Source organism: Micavibrio aeruginosavorus ARL-13 (assembly GCF_000226315.1).
Classification (GTDB): domain Bacteria; phylum Pseudomonadota; class Alphaproteobacteria; order Micavibrionales; family Micavibrionaceae; genus Micavibrio; species Micavibrio aeruginosavorus_B.
Genome location: NC_016026.1, coordinates 1,964,626 through 1,983,384 on the forward strand (window position 1 = coordinate 1,964,626; position 18,759 = coordinate 1,983,384).

Genomic DNA, 18,759 nt, shown 5'->3' on the forward strand with positions numbered 1-18,759 from the left:
CGTGATTTTTACAGGGTTTTACGCCCTTAGCGGGCGGCGGTCAGGCGGGTCTGGCGTCCCGTATCCCCTTCGTGCCCCGTATCCATGGCCAGATACCGCGCCGGGCGGCCCGCCGTTACGGCGTCCAGCGACGGGGTCGGCTGGCCCATACGCAGGCTGTAGATCCAGTAATTGGCCAGCACCCGTTCGACATAGTTGCGGGTTTCCGGGGCTGGGATGGTTTCAATGAACAGCAGTGGGTCTTTCACATTCGCGCTGAGTCCCTCCTGCCACTTGGCCAGATTGCCCGGCCCGGCGTTATAGGCGACGGCCATATGTAGCAGATCACCCTTCACCCGGGCCAAGCCCAGCAAATGGTCCACATAACGCTGGCCAATCTGCAGATTGACCTCGGGGTCGCGCAACTGGAACTTCCCATCCTTCTTTTTGAACCGTTCCGCCCCAGTGATGAAGCTGGCCGTTTTCGGCATCAACTGCATCAACCCCACGGCGCCGCTAGGGCTGAGGGCGAAGGCGTCAAAACGGGATTCCTGACGCGTGATGGCATGGATCAAAGCCCGATCAACACTGTATCCATCGCGCGGTTGCCACGGCAGCAGCGGATAGAGGGCCGCATCATACAACCCCCCTTCCGGATTGGGGAACGAGGCCGCCAGCCGCATCGCCAGACCCGGCAATTTCGCATGCAGCGTATAGGCCAGCAACGCCTGGCGCAGGAATTCATCATCGCCCGTTTTGATACGAACCAGTTCCGATTCCGCCAGATGGTTTTGCCCCGCATCGACCAGCGCCATGGCCCGCCATGCACCGGGAATGGCAATCAACTTTTCAAAATGCGCCTTGGTGAATTCCGGCGAGGACCAGTTGAAATCGTAATCCCATCCCAGCGCGCGCGTGGCAATGATACCATAGAACGTGCGCGGATACCGCGCCGCCAGTTCCAGCCACCGCGTCATATCCGCCGGACGACCGCTGCGCAAATGCGACCGGGACGCCCAATAGGCCGAGGCAGAGCGCATCCATGAATCAGCATAAGACGATGTTGCCGCCAATTCGAAATGGCGCGCGGCCAGATTGAAATCTTTTTTCTGCCATGCCACCAGCCCCACGACCCACCCGGCCATCGGTGCGCGCGTGCCGGAGCGTGACGCCGCATCGCGGGCCAATTGCAACGCTTCATCCGGCTTACCCAGCACCAGATACGCCATAGCAATCTGGGCGCGAATCTGGTCTTTTTCCGTTGAGTCCAGACTTTCAGCGACCTTGTCGGTATTCAATTTTTTCAAAGCCCGCGTCGGCGCACCATCGGACAAATCGGCCCCGATCATGCGGGTCAGACTGCGGATCAATTTGTCCTGCCCGGCACTGCGTTTGCGGGGCGTGACATAGGTATCACCGCGGCCCGACAGAATTTGCATCACATTGGCGGGCAGGCCCGACACCGCGAGCGGGCGATCCGGTGCAGGCTCACCCTTGCCCTGCCGCGCGATGGCCAGTTTGTACATCCGGTCTGCGCCCGGGTGGTCGCCATAGGCCGACAGCCACGCGCGCAATTCCTCGTACCGTGTGCGATAGGACGGGTGCACGTAACGCTGATACAGAACATGGCCCAGCAGGCGTTTATCCTTCAACCGCCCCAGCGCGGCATCGGCCTCTTTCCAATCCCCCTCCCCTTGCGCCCGGAAGATGGTGCGATACAGGGCCACATCACCATCGCGCAACGGGTGCAGCGATTGTTCAGACGGCGGAATAACCATGGGCATGATGGAAGGCAACGGCGGTTCAGCCTGCGCCTCCTGCACCGCGTCCACTTGCGGTTCTTGCACAGCCGGGGCCTCAACAATGACAGGCGCGGGATCGGGTTCGGGAACCTTCGGCACAACCGCCACAACCGGCTCTGGCTTTTCTTCCGGCAGCGGGGCCACAAAGGCGGATTGAGCGGTTTCAACAACGGGAGCCTGATCCGGCTTGCGGGCCGGGTATGGTGGGGCAACGGGCTTTTTAACGGGGCGAACAGTCGCCGTTTTCTTCGGCTCTGGCGTTGCGGGTTTAGCCTGTGGCGCAGGCGGCAGGGAGGCCGGAATGATGGACGGCGATACAGGCGCCGCCCCCGCCACGCCCGCGGCGGCCCGGATATCTGCCGGGTCAATATCGGGTTCATCGACGATCATCGGAACCGGCAAGGCCACCTGTGCATCCCCCTCGCCCGCATAGATCGTGCCCAGCGTCAGGTTATAGGTACGCCCCTTAGACCCGGCGATACGGTCATCATCCGCCCGGGCAGGACTGCACGCGCCAGCATGCGCCAGCAACAGCCCCACGCCCAGCGTGACAATCAAATTCCGGTCCAATTTCATGATGGGGTCTATGATAGCCTTTGGCGGGGGTCATGTCCAGCCAGAGGGGGGTTATAAAAACACTAACCCATTGTTATTGCACAAATATGACCCTAGAACACACCCAGAGAACGGGCCTTGGCCTGCAACATCAGCAGGTCGGCCCAGGCCGCCCGTTTATGCGCGGGGGTGCGGAGCAGATAAGACGGGTGATAGGTGGCAATAGCCGGGATCGGCGTAAATCCGGCCCGCATTTCCGCCGTTTGCGGCACATAATTATGCCACGTCCCACGCAGGCGAGAGATGGTGTCCCCACTGCCCAGCAATGATTTGGCCGCAACCCCACCGGCAAAGACCAGCAGACGCGGACGAGCCAGCGCGATATGGCGTTCAATAAAGGGCAGGCTGACCTCAATCTCGGCCGGGGACGGGGTGCGATTGCCCGGCGGTCGCCAGTTTAGAATGTTAGAAATATAGGCGGCGTGGGCCACATCCTCGGCCTCGCGGTTCAGGCCGATGGAGGCCAGCATCCGGTCCAGCAACTGGCCGCTGACACCGACGAAGGGTTTGCCCTGGCGGTCTTCGTCCGCGCCGGGGGCTTCGCCAATCACCATAATCGGGGCGGATGGGTTGCCATCGCTGAACACCATATTGGTCGCGGTGCGTTTCAGGGACAGGCCGTCAAAGGCGGCAATCGCTTCGCGCAATTCATCCAGCGTGTTCGCGGCCATGGCCAGTTTCAGGGATTCCGCCCGGGCCTCGCTGGCGCCGATAAAGGCGGATTCAGAAACAGCAGGGGCCGATATTGGCGTACGCGCGGTTGGAACAGAAGCGGCGGGCGCGTCCTCCACCACCGGCAATGCGGGCATCGCCGTGCGATCGACCGGGTCATCACCCAATGCGATATCCACCCCGGCATCAAGATACCAGGACAGGGCGGCTTTGTATGTCTGGCGTTGCAGATCGGCCATCGCTCTCTTAAAAACATTATAGTTGTGGTAACATCCCCAGTCTTACCGGACCCCGTCCGCAAAAACAACACCGAACACAATACGTAAAATCAAAAAACAGCAGGAGCCTTTTGAGATGACCGCGCAGCGCACAGACCGCGAATCCATGGAATATGACGTTGTCATCGTCGGGGCCGGGCCATCGGGTCTGTCCTGTGCCATCCGGTTGAAACAACTGGCGGCGGAACGCGGCACGGATATTTCGGTGTGCGTCATTGAAAAAGGGTCCGAAGTTGGTGCGCATTTAATGTCCGGCGCGGTGTTTGAACCGCGCGCGCTGAATGAATTGATTCCGGACTGGAAAGATAAGGGCGCGCCATTGCATGTGCAGGCGAAGACCGATCGTTTTCTGTTCCTGACAAAAAACAAATCCTTCCGCCTGCCCACCCCGCCGCAAATGTATAACCACGGCAATTACATCATCTCGCTCTCCATGCTGGGCCGCTGGCTGGCGACGCAGGCCGAGGAGCTGGGCGTTGAAATCTACGCAGGCTTCGCCGCCGCCGAAGTGTTGTACAACGATGCCGGTGCGGTGATGGGCGTGGCCACCGGCGATATGGGATTGGATAAAGACGGCAACAAAACCGATCATTTCGAACCCGGCGTTGAATTGCATGCCAAGCAAACCGTCTTTGCCGAAGGGTGCCACGGGTCGTTGACCAAAACGCTGATCGCGCACTATGACCTGCGCAAAAATTCGGACCCGCAGACATACGGTTTGGGCATCAAGGAAATTTGGGAAATTCCCGCCGACAAGCATAGCGAAGGATTGATCATCCACACCGTTGGCTGGCCGATGGATTCCAAAACCTATGGCGGGTCTTGGATGTATCATCTGGACAACAACCAGGTGTCGATTGGGTTTGTCATCGGGCTGGATTACCAAAACCCTTATCTGTCCCCCTTCGCTGAAATGCAGCGGTTCAAAACGCACCCGGATGTGCGCAAATATCTGGAAGGTGGGCGTCGCATTGCCTATGGCGCGCGGTCCTTGGTTGAAGGTGGGTTCCAGTCCTTGCCGAAACTGACCTTCCCCGGCGGGATTTTGATTGGGGATACGGCGGGCTTCCTGAACGTGCCGAAAATCAAGGGCAACCACACCGCGATGAAATCCGGCATGGTGGCGGCGGAATCATTGTATGACCTGCTCACCACCGGTGATGCCACCAGTGCGGAATGCACCGCCTATACCGACAATATCAAAGCCAGCTGGATCTGGCCGGAGTTGAAGAAGGTGCGCAATATTCGCCCCGGATTCAATTTCGGGTTCTGGATCGGCATGATCCACGCCGCGTTCCAGACGGTGGGCGGATGGTTGTTGCCCTACACGTTAAAAAATCATGCGGATCATTCCTCACTGAAACCGGCGACCGATGATTTGAAAATTGATTATCCGAAACCGGATAACGTGCTGACCTTTGACCGCCTGACCTCCGTGCGCCTGTCCAACACGATGCATGAAGATGGCCAACCGTCGCACCTGAAACTGAAAGACCCGTCCATTCCCGTATCCGTCAACCTGCCCCGCTACGCCGAACCGGCCCAACGATATTGCCCGGCCGCCGTGTATGAGGTTGTCGAGGACGCAAACGGCCCTAAATTTGTTATCAACGCCCAGAACTGCGTTCACTGCAAAACCTGCGATATCAAGGACCCCTCCCAGAATATCGAATGGACAGTGCCCCAGGGCGGCGGCGGGCCGAACTATTCGAACATGTAACGTGTTGATTTAAAACGGACATACACCCGAAATCGCGCGGGAAAACGTTAACCTTTGCGACTTATAATAAGGCCATGATCAAAATATCAGCCCCCCGCGCGGTTCTGGCCGTGCTGTTGACCGGAACCATGGCCGCCGCTGGAATTGGCGGTGTGTGGGAGTATATCCATCGGGATAGAACCGCCCCCACACCCCCAACAGAAACCACCGCCCACACCGATGCCGACCATGTTCTGGAAGAATTGGCCCCGACATTGAATGCCAGCGGCAACCCGGTGAATGTCGTTCCCGCAATCATTCCGACCTTCATTCCCGATGTCCCCAAGAACGCGACGGGTGATTACCTGATTGCGCATTTTGCCCAATCACAAAATGACTGGCGTACCGCCAGCGATTATTTGAGCGGCGTTTTGAAACGCGATCCCAACAATATTGAACTGATCCGCCGCGCCATGGTGCTGGCGCTTGGGTCCGGTGATTTCACACTGGCCGCACAACGCGCCGAAATGATCACGCAGGCTCAAGACCCGACAGCCAGCGACCAAGACCCGCTCGCTTACCTCATCCTCTCCTCCAACGCGATTGTGAATGGACAGTATGATGAGGCCATTGCGGTGCTGAATCGTTTGCCCAAGGGCGATATGGCGGAATTTGTTGTGCCGCTGCTGGCCAACTGGGCCCGTGTTGGCAACGGCACATATAATCAGGCCGAATTGGCCGGGACGACCATCCATGCCTATCACGGCGGGTTGATGGCCCAATATCTGAAAAAAGATAAGTCCGAAATTGAAACCTTTGCCCGCGTTATTATTCAACCCAGCGGATTGACCGCCGAGGAATATGAACGCGCCGCGGATTTATTCGCACTGGCCGGTAACAAGAAAGAAGCGCTGGAGATTTACACCGCCCTGCGCGATGAGGATATTGGCTCCGCCCTGGTGCATGAAAAAATCGAAGCGTTAAAAGACGACAAGGACATCATCCCGTTATTGGCGTCCCACCGTATCGCCACGCCGGCCCAGGGCGCGGCGCAGGCCGTGTTTGATCTGGCCCGCATTTTGTTCCAGGAAAACAGCGACGCCAGCGCCCGCGTATTCGCCAACATGGCCTTGGGGCTGGACCCCAATCTGGCCGAGGCCCGCATTATTCTGGCGACATCCAGCGCCCGGTCCAAACAATATCAGGACGCGCTGAAACAATTCGACAAGATCCCGCAAACACACCCGGCCTGGGCCGAGGCGCAATATGCCGCCGCCGATATGCTGGATCAATCCGGCCAGACGGATGAGGCGGTACGCCGCCTGCGCACGATGTATGACATTCACCGCGATGTTGATGCGCTGGCCCGCATTGGTGACATTTATCGCGGGCATGAAATGTATGACAAGGCTCTGGTTGAATATAATGCCGCCATCGATGCCTTGGGCGGGGATGTGCCGGATGAATATTGGCATCTGCTCTATGCCCGCGGCATGTGCCTGGAACAGGTTGGCGATTGGCCCGCGGCAGAGAAAGACCTGCTGGCCGCGTTGAAATTCCGCCCTGACCAGCCGTATTTACTGAACTATCTCGGCTATGGCTGGGCGGATCAGGGGAAAAATCTGGACCAGTCGCTGGAACTGATTGCCCGGGCGCTGGAATTACAACCCAATGATGGGTACATCACCGATTCACTGGGCTGGGTGCACTATAAATTCGGCCAATACCCGGAAGCCGTTAAGCATCTGGAACGCGCCGTCGAATTATTACCCTATGACCCGACCATCAACGACCATCTGGGGGATGCGTATTGGGCGGTGGGCCGGAAAAACGAAGCCCGTTTCCAATGGGAACGCGCCCGTAATTTTGCCGACACGACCGAGGATGCGGAATTGATCATCACGCTGGGCGATAAATTGCAAAACGGCCTGCCCTCATCGGGCCAGACCAAACCCGCAATCAAGGCCGCCAGCACCAACCCGGTCGATACGGCCCAATAATGATCTGATATTTGATTGGGGGGCCCGGTGTGGTAAAAAGCCACATGGGCCCTTTATCATATCTCGCACCCGCCAAGATCAATTTATATCTGCACATCACCGGGCGCCGGGATGACGGATATCACCTGCTTGATTCACTGGTGGGGTTTTCCGACATTGGCGATCGCCTGACCATCACACCGGCTGATCAATTTTCGTTACGCATTGATGGCCCGTTTGCAAAAAACTTCACCGCACCCGATATGGACGCCAGCCCGCAATCCGGGAATTTGGTCGCACGGGCAGCGTGGGCCATGGCGCGCGCCACAGGCCGGGCAAATCCGGGTGTGGCCATACACCTGAGCAAGAACCTGCCGCTGGCGTCCGGGATTGGGGGCGCGTCCAGCGATGCCGCCACCACCATCCGGGGACTGTGCCAATTATGGCGCGTTGATCCGGACGCGGATTTCATCGCGCCCCTGGCCCTCTCGTTGGGGGCGGATGTTCCTGTCTGCCTGCGCGGGACGGCGGCTTTTATGCGCGGAATTGGCGATGTGGTTACACCGGCCCCCGCCATTCCGGCGGGTCTGGGCGCAGGTATGGACATCGTGCTGGTCAATCCACTGGTTCCCTGTCCCACCCCGGGTGTCTTCCGTGCCTATGCCCAAGACCAGGCACCCTTCTCCGCTCCGTTGGTGGCTGATCCACAATGGCAGGACAGCGGTGATTTTATCGCGGCCCTGCGCTCCACGCGCAATGACCTAACCGCCGCCGCAACCGCCACCGTTCCCGCCATTCGCACCATTCTGGACGCACTCGGCGCAATGGATGGCTGCGCGCTGGCGCGCCTGTCTGGCAGCGGGGCGACATGCTTCGGCCTGTTCGCATCCCCCGCCGCAGCGGAGCAGGCCGCCGCAAAAATCAAAACCCACCATCCGGGATGGTGGGTTTCACACGGGATCATTTTCTGACCCTGAAATACTCTCTCAGTTTTGCGTCTCCAGCATATGCGCCAGAACATCCGCATTCACCACACCATCAACTTTCAACCCATTGTCGCGTTGATAGGTACGCAGGGCATCGCTGGTTAGCGGTCCGCCGATCCCATCGGCGGGACCGGGATAGAGACCCCGGCGCATCAACTGCTCCTGCACCTGCGCGGTCAGGCTCTGGTCGCTTTTCACGGCCCCTTCACCGGCCAGTGACGCGGCATCCGCCGCAGACAGGCGCGGAATCGCCGGCGCGATATCTTCAGCGCGCGGGCGGGTGCGTTCGGTAGCGGCCGTTTTGACGATATTCGTCACCGGCTTCGCCGCGTCGCTGCGTTTTTGCGGTGTTGTCATGGCCGGTGTAGTGTCCTGCATCGCGCCAGCCGGATCGCGGTCACGGCTCATTTCCTCATACAGGTTGGCCACCTGTTTCTTGCTCATATTCAGGGCGGCGCTCAACTGGTCCAGTGCAACCTGGCCTTCCGGGCTGCCCCGATCAGCGGCGTTTTTGTACCAGTAGATGGCGGATTTCGTATCGACGGCGCCCAGCAGGCCATTCTCATAGATCAGGCCGAGATTATAGGCCGCTTCGGTAATGCCGGCATTGGCGGCCTGTTCAAAGAAGCTGGCGGCCAGACGCGGGTCATAGGCGGTACCGATACCCTCGATATGGGCGATGCCCAGATTATACTGCGCTTCCGGGTGGCCCAGTTGCGCGGCGGCGCGGTACCAGCGAATGGCTGTGGCCACATCTTTGTCCACGCCCAGCCCCTGATGATACAGAACGCCCAGATTATAGCGCGCATTGGCGATGCCTTGCGCGGCGGCTTCTTCGAACCACAGGGCCGCGCGTTTATAGTCAACCTTCACCCCAGCATGACCCGCGGTATAAATTGCGGCCAGATCGTGCTGTGCTTCCGGAATACCGGCAAAGGCTTTGTCTTCAACATTTTTAATCACGGCGGGCAAGGACGCATCCGGCGTCATCCGCTCGGCCAGCGGGGCCAGCCCTTCGCGTTTGGCACGCAGGAAGGATTCAATATCCGCACGGTCTGCAACAGCCGTTGCATCACCATCATCTTTCACGGTTTGGGTCGGCACCGGATCGACGATCATGACATCTTCGGCCCGCTCAATCGGGGCGCCATCCATTTTGGGGGCGTCTATTTTGGTTTGCGCGGCGATCGCGGCGACGTCCTGTTCCAGATCGGGAACGACACCCGCCTCGCCCGGCTCAATCGCATTCAGCGCGGCCGCCACAGCATCCGGATTAACATCCATCATGTCGGAGAGGTCTTCAACCTTCAATGCGCCTGCGGCTTCTCTGGCCACATCCGCAACGAGCGCAGGATCGGCGGCACCAAAGGCCGCCAGTTCATCTTCATTCGTATTCAGCGTAGCATCCAGACCCGCAATAAACGGATCGGATTGCGCCTCGGTCGTCGCATCCAGAACAGGAGCGGCGTGTTCAGCGCCCAGATCCGCCACCTGTTCGATCTCGCCCTGCGTCAGGGTGAGCGTCGGCATGAATTGCACGCGCCAGCGGTCCCACTGGCTGACGCCGTATCCGGCCAGAATGGTCAGCGCCAGAACACCGACCAGTGCCGTTGTGTTCACACGCACCGCACGTTGCCACCAGAAGGCATTCTGGTTGCTGGGTTCCGCTACAAAAATGGATCGCGATGGCTGCCCCGCCGGAACCAATGCACCGGTGCGGATGGCTTCGTTCGTGCGCTCTACGGATTGTTCGATGGCTTCGATTTTGCGCAGCATGCGCACTTTGTCCTGCGCGGCCTGTTCCAAGCGGCGGGCCAGGCGCTCCTGCATCTCGAACGCCTCTTCCATACGGGTTGCGATGGCTTCGGCACGGTTCAGACGCTCCAGCGTGTCTTTCCAGATTTGTTCCAGTTCGGATTGACGGCGCAGGATGCTGATATCTGTTGCATCCTGTTTGCTGAGTTTGTCTTGCAGGGTCAGGAAGATGCGTTCGCTCTGATCCGAACGTGTTTCAAGGTCGCCGATTGCGGACAGCAATCGCTGGCGCTCATGTTCGCTTTTGTGCAAACGATCCGCCAATTGATTCAACAAAGATACGACCACCGCGTTGCGGTCGTCCGGTGCTTTACGCGCCTGATTGCTCATGCGGTCCCCACTCCCATCACGGGACGACGTGCAAGCCCCCACAAAGGGCTCCGCCGATCCCGGCAATTTTTTAAATTCAAATATGGATTATGCCGGGGACTATAGCCGATTTTGGAAAATATGACCAAGAACGAATGTGTTAACAACGCCGATTCTGTCCACACCCCACCCCGCACGGGCCGCCAACTGTTTTTCATAACATAAACTAAATTTCCCTGATTCTCGGGGCTTGCATTTCGCATGAAGCTTGGGTAGTTTGGCCCCCGTTGATCCAGCCGGATCACCACACAAATCGGCAAACAAGCCCGGTTTTCCCATGGTTATTGGGGCGTCGCCAAGCGGTAAGGCAGCGGTTTTTGGTACCGCCATTCCTAGGTTCGAATCCTAGCGCCCCAGCCATCTACATCACCCTTCGCCATACCCAGAGATAAATACCCCCGTGAGGCCCGCAATCCGCGGGGTTCTTGCCGCGCACTCGTTTGGCCAAACCACTGAGAATCCCGATTTCCATCCCTGAAACCCCATTTCTCTCAGCCCCGCAAATTCCGGCTTGGCGGGCTTTACCCTGAGCAAAGTTCGAAAATGTCCAATTCCCTGTTTGTCAGGGAATTAACAGCGTATTTTAAAAATACTCAGGAATTGAACATCGAAAAACGGCAGAAACACAAGCGAAAGCCGGAAAAGTGCATTTAAAAAACAGGGAATTTAATCGGCAGTACAGGGAAATAAATCCGACAAACAACGAACGATCAAGCCAACTCAAATGTTTTGAAAATGCACTGCCCAACAAACCCGTCAGAGAGCTTTTCCCGAGTAGCGATCGCCCGGATGGTCGCCCCACCGAAATGCTCATCCCGCCAGATCAATCCCCGGATTAGGTTCTTCAGTTCATGGCCCGGCAAATCCAGAGGATCTTTTTTATCCCGATTATGAGCGTCAATAATGATACTGCCCTTGTGAGCACGACGCGTGATGTAAGCAGCCTGAATTTCTTTAATCTCTGGAATATCATCCTGCGGTAAGCCACCAATGCCCGTATCAGCCAACAGACGTATGAGTTCCTGCATCTTTAACTCAATCACGATCTGCTCATGGCCAATGGTCACTTTGTTCACAGCATCCATCAATAGATCGTTGGCCGTAATCCGATCATGCCTCTCCAATACCATCCGCAATAAAGGCTGACCCGTACCTTCAGGGATAGTCAAAAGCGCGCTTGCCATTTTCAAATCCGACAGCTCTGCTCGAATGGCCCTCTCAACCCGATTTTCAATTTCATGAGCCGGCAGGCGATATAGCGCATCCTTTACTCCCCCTTCTGCCCCCTCCGGATATTTCACCTGATAATAGCGATATTGTCGCCCCGGCTTGTTTGTATAGGTTGGATAGTATTGAAAGCCCTCCGCACTAAAGATCCGGCCACGCAACGGGTTCTTCTCCTTAACTTTCTTCTGTCCCCGCGCTGCTGATGCCTGACTGATCAAGAGCGCCTGAACCTGATGCCATAAATCCATAGATATAATTGGCTCATGGTTTCCATCATGGATATTTTCTTTGTGCTTTATTTTTCCAATATAAATCTGATTGCTCAGGAGATAGTGAAGGGATGTTCTATTAAAATGTTTGCCTGGAACCAATTCTCCCGAAGACAAAATTCTGGTTTTGCTTTTGATTTCCCGGCATTTCAGGTCTTTGTATAATTCGTTGATGCTTTTTAATTCTAAATATCGCCGAAATATCAACTGAACCTTTTCGGCTTCTCTCTGATTGACAACCAAAGATCGATTCACAACGTCATACCCCAATGGTAATGTCCCGCCCATCCACATACCCTTACGTTTACTGGCAGCAATCTTGTCTCGGATGCGTTCCCCGGCAACTTCACGCTCGAACTGTGCAAAGGATAGCAGAACGTTCAGGGTCAGCCGCCCCATGGAAGTCGTCGTGTTAAATGATTGCGTGATGCTGACAAACGTAACGCCGTGAGCATCAAACACTTCAACCAGCTTGGAAAAATCCATCAAAGAACGTGTGAGGCGATCGATTTTATAGACGACCACTGTATGAACTTTACCGGCCCTGATATCTTCCAGCAGACGATTCAGTGCGGGCCGATCCATATTGCCGCCTGAAAACCCACCATCATCATACTGTTCAAGGACAGGAATCCACCCTTCCGATTTCTGGCTTGCGATAAAGGCAAGACAGGATTCACGCTGCGCATCCAGACTGTTAAATTCCATATCCAGCCGCTCGTCAGATGATTTGCGTGTATAAATGGCGCAGTTTTTAAGAGGTCCTTTCATTAATAACCTCAGTATTCCGTCTGTGTTTCTTGATGCCGAAGAACACCCACCCATTCCAACGCGATCCAGTTATCGTCGCCGCGACCTCTGACAAGCTTGAATATATTCGCCCGTCATATTCAAACCCATTCGCGATAACAAGAACCGAATGGCGTTTCTCTTTCCAGACTTTCACCAACCGCGTTCCGGGCTTCAAGCGCTGAATATTATCATCGAAACATCGCGGATTACGTTTATACGCTGATACGAATTTTTTAAGACGCCCCCGTAATTCTGGATCCAATCCACCAGCCTCCTGTTCTCGGAGCTTATATGCCAGGCTTTTTGCCAACATCGTCCGTCCGATTTTGGCATGTGGTGGCATTCCCCAGGCAATAGCCCATTTCTGGCGTAGTTCTCCTAGAGACATATGAGTTGTATTGTAATTATTGCGCTGAAATTCGTGATGTTCCCGCATACAGGCCTCCTTTTCAGGCCCATACATGCTTCCTTTGGGCGGGAAGTCCAGTCTTACTAATGCACGGGAAACCTTCACTATTGCATAGAGAATCTCTCTTGTTTCCCCTAACAGCCAACATTTTAAGTCATTTGCAGAATTAGTTGGCTACCCACAAACACAATGGTAATGTTGGTGCGGATCTGCATCTGGCAGGTCCGGGGCTTTAGAACCCCTTAGATACCGGATGATGTGTCCGTCATCACATCGCCCTCGGCCCTCTATGGCCGGGAGGCGATGGCGTATGTCCAAGCCTCGGCTAAAGGTCGTCGCGGTCGTGTATCTACGGCTTCTAAACTCCCGGCCACCAGAGCATCCATGTTCTGGTGGCTTTTTACTCAAGGGAGAAAATCAATGTCAAAAGAAAACAGTAAACTTTCTGAATGTCACGTCTGCCACCGTGAAGTATCGCGGAAAGCCAAAACATGCCCACATTGCGGCCAGAAACATCCAGCAAAACGCCCAGGTGATGTTCCTCGGCCTCTGGCATGGGGATTAATTGGATTTACCGTGCTGGTCGGCATCAACATGATCAATAGCACGCGCCCTACCAGCGGAAGCTATAACCCGTTGGGCTTTCCCGCAGAACAATCCAAGCAAATGTGTATCGATGCGATTACAGCATCAGTGCATAACCCATCGACGCTCAACATTCACAGAGTCAGTGGTTATGGCAGCAATGTTTCAGGCAACGGAACCCGGCGCATAACACAGACATTTTCCGCGAAGAATGCGTTTGGGCTAAAGAAGACATTCGATGCCTATTGTGAAATCAGCCCCGAAGGAAAGCTGACAATTAACATCGTAGAGCAAGGCTGAAACTTACCCACAAGCGCAGCTTCAGCCTAAAAACAAATCATAGAGATTTCAAAATGGGGATATTGGGTTTCCGCCTTTTTCTAGAAAAATCATATGGATAGGCATCATCACGCCGAATGAGCCTGAACTATGGTTGAATGATACATGAATGAAGATTGAACGAGTAATATCAATGGGTTATAAAATTTTATGATTGATCAAGGCTTGCTACTCATGCCACCTTAAAAATACCCCTTCATTCATCGTCCATAGAATTCCCTCCGCATGAAGTTTTTAACCCGCTTCAGATACGGAGGAATTTATTATGACCAAAAGCACCCTAAAATCTCTGAACGAAAGTACCCATCTACAAGTTTCATACTTACCCATCAGTACGATTAAGCCGTATGCGAAGAATCCGCGTACGCACTCACAGAAACAAATAAAACAAATTGTTGAAAGCATCCGGACGTTCGGATTCACCAATCCACTCTTATTGGATGATGATTGCAGCCTGATCGCGGGCCATGGCCGACTTGAAGCGGCGAAGATACTAGGGCTAGAGCGTGTGCCCACAATCTGTTTATCACATATGAGCGAGGCTCAACGACGCGCCTACATTATCGCAGATAACAAACTGGCGGAGAACGCAGGCTGGGATAAAGATCTCCTCGCTCTCGAATTCAGCTACCTTTCAAGCCTTGATCTAGATTTCGACCTTACGATTACAGGCTTTGAGACTCCAGAAATCGATCTTTTCCTTGAGAGCTCATCAGAAGAAAAACCCACTGATGATTTTACTGAAGATGTTCCAAAAAAACCCAGTTCAAAACCTGGAGATATCTGGCTACTCGGAAAACATAAAATCATCTGCGGAGACGCAACTGATCCAGAAACCTATATAGCTCTGATGGGTAATAAGAAAGCAGATCTTGTTTTCACAGACCCGCCATACAACGTGCCCGTTGCTGGGCATGTATGTGGTGCTGGAGCAATACAGCACGATGATTTTGTGATGGCATCAGGCGAGATGAGCGCATCGCAATTTACTGAGTTCCTTGAAAAAACATTCCGCAATTTAGTTTCATTTTCATCTGACGGATCCATCCATTATGTATGCATGGATTGGCGGCATATGGAGGAAATTCTTAAAGCAGGGAAAATTTTCACTGAACTCAAAAACCTATGCATCTGGAATAAAACAAATGGCGGAATGGGTTCATTGTACAGGTCAAAACACGAATTGGTTTTTGTTTTCAAAAACGGAAAGAAACCGCACGTAAACAACATCATGCTAGGCGAACATGGGCGCTATCGCACAAATGTTTGGGATTATGCCGGCGTCAATACCTTCAGTGAAAATCGGATGGAAGATCTGGCCGATCACCCAACCGTAAAGCCAATCCAGATGGTTGCAGATGCCATACAGGATTGCTCGCATAGAAATGGCATAGTCCTAGATTGCTTCGGAGGCAGCGGAACCACCCTTCTCGCAGCAGAACAAACAGGCCGACATGCATGTCTTATCGAGATGGACCCTCGTTATGTAGATGTCACGATAAAACGCTATGAGAAGATGACCGGAAAAAAAGCTATCCACCAGATAACGGGCCAGGCATTTTCAGCCACCCTAAAAAATGGAGGTCGTGATGAATGATTATGAAGTCGGGTACGGAAAACCGCCAAAGAAAAACCAATTCAAGAAAGGACAATCAGGCAATCCAGCGGGAAGACCAAAGAAAAGTACCGATATAGGGCAGCTGATACTTGATGAGATGTCTCAACTGATAGAGGTGAATGATGGAACAAAGAAAAGAAAAATAACAATGAAAGAGGCGATTTTCAGAGATTTAAGGAACAAAGCTCTGAAAGGAGACCTTAAAGCCGCAAACACTCTCCTTAACACACTCAACAGAAAGCAAAAATCAGGAAGCGGTGTGATCAAACTTGTTCCACGAAGAGAAACAAAGGATGGCTACGATGACTGAAAAATCATATCAACCTAAGAATAAAAGCCCTTCGCGTGGCCGTCCACACCATTCCAGAAACACCAACAGGGTCATAGAAGATTTACTCAATGAGCGTATTCATGTTCGAGAAAATGGAAAAACAACCATTCTTACTGCACGGGAAATTTTGGCCAAAAACGCCGTTCTAAAAGCGGCAAAGGGGGATCGCGCCGCCTTAAATTTTATCCTTAGTCACATGCCGACGAGCGAACTGGCAGAAGAATTCGTATTACTCGTCGATCCAGAAGATTTGGGGGTTCTTTGAGGGCACTACGTTCAAAAAGACAAAAGCTACGCAACTAGAAAACCTAACCTCTAAAAAAATCATTTTGGCGCTTGTCTAAAAATTTACTGAGCGCTGCCTTTGTCGTTTTCATCAGAATCCCACCTAATCGGCAAAACAGCGATTGGGTCACCCTCAACTCCATTTTCTAATAGATACACTATGAAATCATCTTGTCCGGTTACAGTAATGGGGGAAACACTAAGCGTTATATTGATATATTTTCCATTGTTATTCGTTGATAACGCCACCGCCTTGATACCCTCATGATCAGCGACCATATCCTTCCCCATGTATGTTGCCCGTATCGACATCTCCCTACTCAACGCCTCAGTAGTTTCTAGACGCATAAACACGGTCAATTGAGGCAACACGGGGGTGCCTCGAGGGACGAGCAGTCGCTCATCGTATACACCAATCAACGAAACCTTATTACCAACCTCAAAACGAACATCATCACAAAATAAAACAATTTTACTGGTCATGTCTTATACCCAGCAGCTACCCAAAGAGTCGCGATATCAGTGTTTAAGGCGCCAATCAACCTTTGCATGTTTGCTGCAGTTGGAGAATCTTTTCCTGCTTCGTAGCGGGATATTTGATACTGGCGTATCCCCGTCATCTCCTCAAGATCTGCCTGACTCAACCCTGCCTGCAAACGTAAGGATTTCAGCGTAGGTGATGCGTGAGAAAGGGAGGCACCTAAACGTTTTCTGCCGTCCCGTATTGCATTTTCAAATCCCGAATCCGCCAACTCAGCCAAAAAATCTTGATGAGATGTTAGCCCTACAGTTTCTGCATAATCAACCTCACAATAAAAGTTGCGATGGACAACGTTGTTTCCATTTGTTTTAGGGCGAGAAGCGGCATTATTGATCACACCCGAAGGCGTAATAGTCCTTGACAAGTTTTTCATATCGTTCCCCTTTTGTTTTATAGCAGACATCCCGGCGCCTTGCCCGAGCAGCTAAAACTATATATTTCTTGTGTTTGTGACATGGCGCGATCAATGCCCTAATCCCAATGGCCTCTGGATGCCCTGATTTTGCATCATTCAAATAAACCTTTAACGACCAAATCCTCAGCCCATCTTTTTCGAAAGCGTGTAGAAAAAAGCCACATTCAAAACTCGGATATTTAGCCTTTTTGTAAATAACCAGGAGCTCATCGGGTGGATAATCCTGCTTATTAAGCTCTTCCAACGCAGCAACAAGCACCCCAGCCTCTATGGGATCATCCTGAAAAAACTCACGAATCTCGCTTTTTGCCTCATCTGTGTAGTCGACACGGTACATTCTATATCACTTTTAATATAAAGCCAGAAGTTTAAAAAAACTTTAAGGCGCACCCTCTAGATGAGAACACAATTGTACTGCACTCGTGCCTCTACCAAAGAATGTAGTATAGTTTACTAACTTAATGATAAGAAGCTTAATCTATCCGTAGCTAGCACTGAGCCAAAAACATAAAATTTACAGTGAGTTAATGAGTACGGAGTGCGCCTTACGTGCACATATTGAAAGAGCCCCCACTTACCCTCCCAAAAAATCCTCTGGCAAATATTGATTTACATAAATAAAAAATCTGGAAAATTCTCAGCCCTAGAGCACCCCACGGCTCGCCTCCTTAAATTCCGAAACCATCTGGTCCGTCACATCACTCGGATAACAAATCACCGAGTATCCACCAGCTCTGCTATAAGCGCTTCGTGCTCCGCATTTCCGTCCAGCTCTATCCTTGTTGTAAGGACACGCACAGCTTCCCGGATAACTTTGGACCGACTGCTGGATAATCACTTCCTTGATCTCAGCATCAGATTGGGCGTAAGCGGCCGGTAAAAAGCTCAATAAAGTGAAGATAAAGATCGCAATTATTTTCATTTCTTCTCTTTCTTTTCATCCAGAAGCCATTGCTCCTTCCAAAGCCCGCGCTTTTCTTTCTTAGCCTTAGCTTGCTCTACTCGATAATATCCACCGCTATAACGCGTATAGTCTTTGGCAATCCCAGCCTGAACCATCATGGACCCAACATCGAGATCATCGATCGTGCAGTACATTACGTCCCGCTTATAGCGATCCCTCTCAATCGATTTGCAAAGCAAGTATCCGTCTTTCAGCAGAGCCTCAAGCAGCATCTTCCCAGCAAGGTAGCCAACCTCATCTTTCTCTGGTGTATCAATGCCCCATATGCGGATCTTATGCCCGCTGGCAACAAAGGTATCGCCATCAATAGCGCGCTCGAACTTCAGATTATTGAAAAAAGCCCCTGTATCTTTCTCAACCTTGAGCGTTTCGCAGGCAGAACCGTTCTCAAGGCAAAGCTGCGGTTTCTCAGCTGATGCTGGAGCCGCACCGTTTGCGAAGCCAGGTGCCACGCACAGCAACAATGCGCACATTACAGAAAGAGCAAGTTTCAATGGATCGTCTCCCCCGCCAAATCTTTCGGCATCATGATAAATTGCAGAGCCTCTGTGATTTCATGCCAATAATGGCTTTTCTCAATCTCCCCTTTACGGGCAAACATATCCGCGAGCTTCATAGCCTCAAGGAGCATGGGCTCACCACGCTCTGACAGATAAAGCTGCGCATCCCGATAAATCTTATAATTGAACCCCACCTCTAATCTCCTTATAGTTGTTTTTATACTCCATTAATGCCATAGGATGCGAACGCCAATCAAGGATAAAATTCCTATTCCGTCCCGCCACATTAA

The 18,759-nt window shown here is 53.1% G+C and carries 17 protein-coding genes and 1 tRNA gene; 8 read left to right on the forward strand and 10 right to left on the reverse strand.

The window, feature by feature from the left end:
- Positions 1 to 26: 26 nt before the first annotated feature.
- Together MICA_RS09355 and MICA_RS09360 are read right to left on the reverse strand one after the other, a co-directional pair.
- Complete coding sequence (locus tag MICA_RS09355; RefSeq protein WP_014103510.1) at positions 27 to 2,357, reverse strand: lytic transglycosylase domain-containing protein; 2,331 nt, start codon at positions 2,355 to 2,357, stop codon at positions 27 to 29.
- A gap of 92 nt (positions 2,358 to 2,449) precedes the next feature.
- The gene (locus MICA_RS09360) at positions 2,450 to 3,307 is read right to left on the reverse strand and encodes a uracil-DNA glycosylase (RefSeq protein WP_014103511.1); all 858 of its coding nucleotides are present in this window, start codon (positions 3,305 to 3,307) and stop codon (positions 2,450 to 2,452) included.
- Positions 3,308 to 3,422: 115 nt separating this feature from the next.
- Here MICA_RS09360 and MICA_RS09365 point away from each other — a divergent pair, with 115 nt between their 5' ends.
- The 3 genes from MICA_RS09365 (at position 3,423) to MICA_RS09375 (ending at position 7,995) form a co-directional block, all read left to right on the forward strand.
- Entirely contained in the window at positions 3,423 to 5,066 is a 1,644-nt protein-coding gene (locus MICA_RS09365; protein WP_041793999.1) for an electron transfer flavoprotein-ubiquinone oxidoreductase, read from the forward strand.
- A gap of 74 nt (positions 5,067 to 5,140) precedes the next feature.
- A complete protein-coding gene (locus MICA_RS09370) occupies positions 5,141 to 7,045 on the forward strand; it encodes a tetratricopeptide repeat protein (RefSeq protein ID WP_014103513.1) in 1,905 nt (634 codons plus the stop codon).
- Positions 7,046 to 7,089: 44 nt separating this feature from the next.
- Positions 7,090 to 7,995: a 4-(cytidine 5'-diphospho)-2-C-methyl-D-erythritol kinase gene (locus MICA_RS09375; protein WP_014103514.1), complete on the forward strand. Its 906-nt coding sequence runs from the start codon at positions 7,090 to 7,092 to the stop codon at positions 7,993 to 7,995.
- Between the two features lie 15 nt (positions 7,996 to 8,010).
- Here the strand turns inward: MICA_RS09375 and MICA_RS09380 are convergent, their stop codons facing one another.
- Positions 8,011 to 10,155, reverse strand: coding sequence for an SEL1-like repeat protein (locus tag MICA_RS09380; protein ID WP_014103515.1), 2,145 nt, complete (start codon positions 10,153 to 10,155; stop codon positions 8,011 to 8,013).
- 324 nt (positions 10,156 to 10,479) lie between these two features.
- On the opposite strand from MICA_RS09380, the gene MICA_RS09385 reads away from it, so the two are divergent.
- Positions 10,480 to 10,554, forward strand: a tRNA-Gln gene (locus tag MICA_RS09385).
- 350 nt (positions 10,555 to 10,904) lie between these two features.
- Here the strand turns inward: MICA_RS09385 and MICA_RS09390 are convergent.
- Together MICA_RS09390 and MICA_RS09395 are read right to left on the reverse strand one after the other, a co-directional pair.
- The gene (locus MICA_RS09390) at positions 10,905 to 12,461 is read right to left on the reverse strand and encodes a recombinase family protein (protein ID WP_049782135.1); all 1,557 of its coding nucleotides are present in this window, start codon (positions 12,459 to 12,461) and stop codon (positions 10,905 to 10,907) included.
- Positions 12,445 to 12,918: a DUF2924 domain-containing protein gene (locus tag MICA_RS09395; RefSeq protein WP_236619892.1), complete on the reverse strand. Its 474-nt coding sequence runs from the start codon at positions 12,916 to 12,918 to the stop codon at positions 12,445 to 12,447. Before MICA_RS09395 ends, MICA_RS09390 begins: the two co-directional genes overlap by 17 nt.
- Before the next feature lie 393 nt (positions 12,919 to 13,311).
- On the opposite strand from MICA_RS09395, the gene MICA_RS12150 reads away from it, so the two are divergent.
- The 4 genes from MICA_RS12150 (at position 13,312) to MICA_RS09415 (ending at position 16,029) form a co-directional block, all read left to right on the forward strand.
- The gene (locus tag MICA_RS12150) at positions 13,312 to 13,776 is read left to right on the forward strand and encodes a hypothetical protein (RefSeq protein WP_148260463.1); all 465 of its coding nucleotides are present in this window, start codon (positions 13,312 to 13,314) and stop codon (positions 13,774 to 13,776) included.
- 304 nt (positions 13,777 to 14,080) lie between these two features.
- On the forward strand, positions 14,081 to 15,412 hold the full coding sequence (locus tag MICA_RS09405) for a site-specific DNA-methyltransferase (protein ID WP_014103520.1): 1,332 nt from the start codon (positions 14,081 to 14,083) through the stop codon (positions 15,410 to 15,412).
- The gene (locus MICA_RS09410; RefSeq protein ID WP_148260464.1) at positions 15,405 to 15,743 is read left to right on the forward strand and encodes a DUF5681 domain-containing protein; all 339 of its coding nucleotides are present in this window, start codon (positions 15,405 to 15,407) and stop codon (positions 15,741 to 15,743) included. The genes MICA_RS09405 and MICA_RS09410 overlap by 8 nt, the downstream gene beginning before the upstream one ends.
- Positions 15,736 to 16,029: a DUF5681 domain-containing protein gene (locus MICA_RS09415; protein WP_041794002.1), complete on the forward strand. Its 294-nt coding sequence runs from the start codon at positions 15,736 to 15,738 to the stop codon at positions 16,027 to 16,029. The genes MICA_RS09410 and MICA_RS09415 overlap by 8 nt, the downstream gene beginning before the upstream one ends.
- 83 nt (positions 16,030 to 16,112) lie before the next feature.
- Here MICA_RS09415 and MICA_RS09420 read toward each other — a convergent pair whose 3' ends face one another.
- From MICA_RS09420 to MICA_RS09445, 5 genes are all read right to left on the reverse strand, one after another.
- On the reverse strand, positions 16,113 to 16,532 hold the full coding sequence (locus MICA_RS09420) for a hypothetical protein (RefSeq protein ID WP_041794005.1): 420 nt from the start codon (positions 16,530 to 16,532) through the stop codon (positions 16,113 to 16,115).
- A complete protein-coding gene (locus MICA_RS12040; RefSeq protein WP_187287629.1) occupies positions 16,529 to 16,963 on the reverse strand; it encodes a helix-turn-helix domain-containing protein in 435 nt (144 codons plus the stop codon). Before MICA_RS12040 ends, MICA_RS09420 begins: the two co-directional genes overlap by 4 nt.
- Positions 16,917 to 17,342: a hypothetical protein gene (locus tag MICA_RS12155; protein ID WP_041794010.1), complete on the reverse strand. Its 426-nt coding sequence runs from the start codon at positions 17,340 to 17,342 to the stop codon at positions 16,917 to 16,919. The genes MICA_RS12040 and MICA_RS12155 overlap by 47 nt, the downstream gene beginning before the upstream one ends.
- A gap of 581 nt (positions 17,343 to 17,923) precedes the next feature.
- Positions 17,924 to 18,463, reverse strand: a complete 540-nt coding sequence (locus MICA_RS09440; protein ID WP_148260465.1) for a thermonuclease family protein — start codon at positions 18,461 to 18,463, stop codon at positions 17,924 to 17,926.
- Positions 18,460 to 18,663 (reverse strand): hypothetical protein, encoded by a 204-nt coding sequence (locus MICA_RS09445; RefSeq protein ID WP_014103523.1) that lies wholly within the window; start codon positions 18,661 to 18,663, stop codon positions 18,460 to 18,462. Before MICA_RS09445 ends, MICA_RS09440 begins: the two co-directional genes overlap by 4 nt.
- Positions 18,664 to 18,759: the final 96 nt, after the last annotated feature.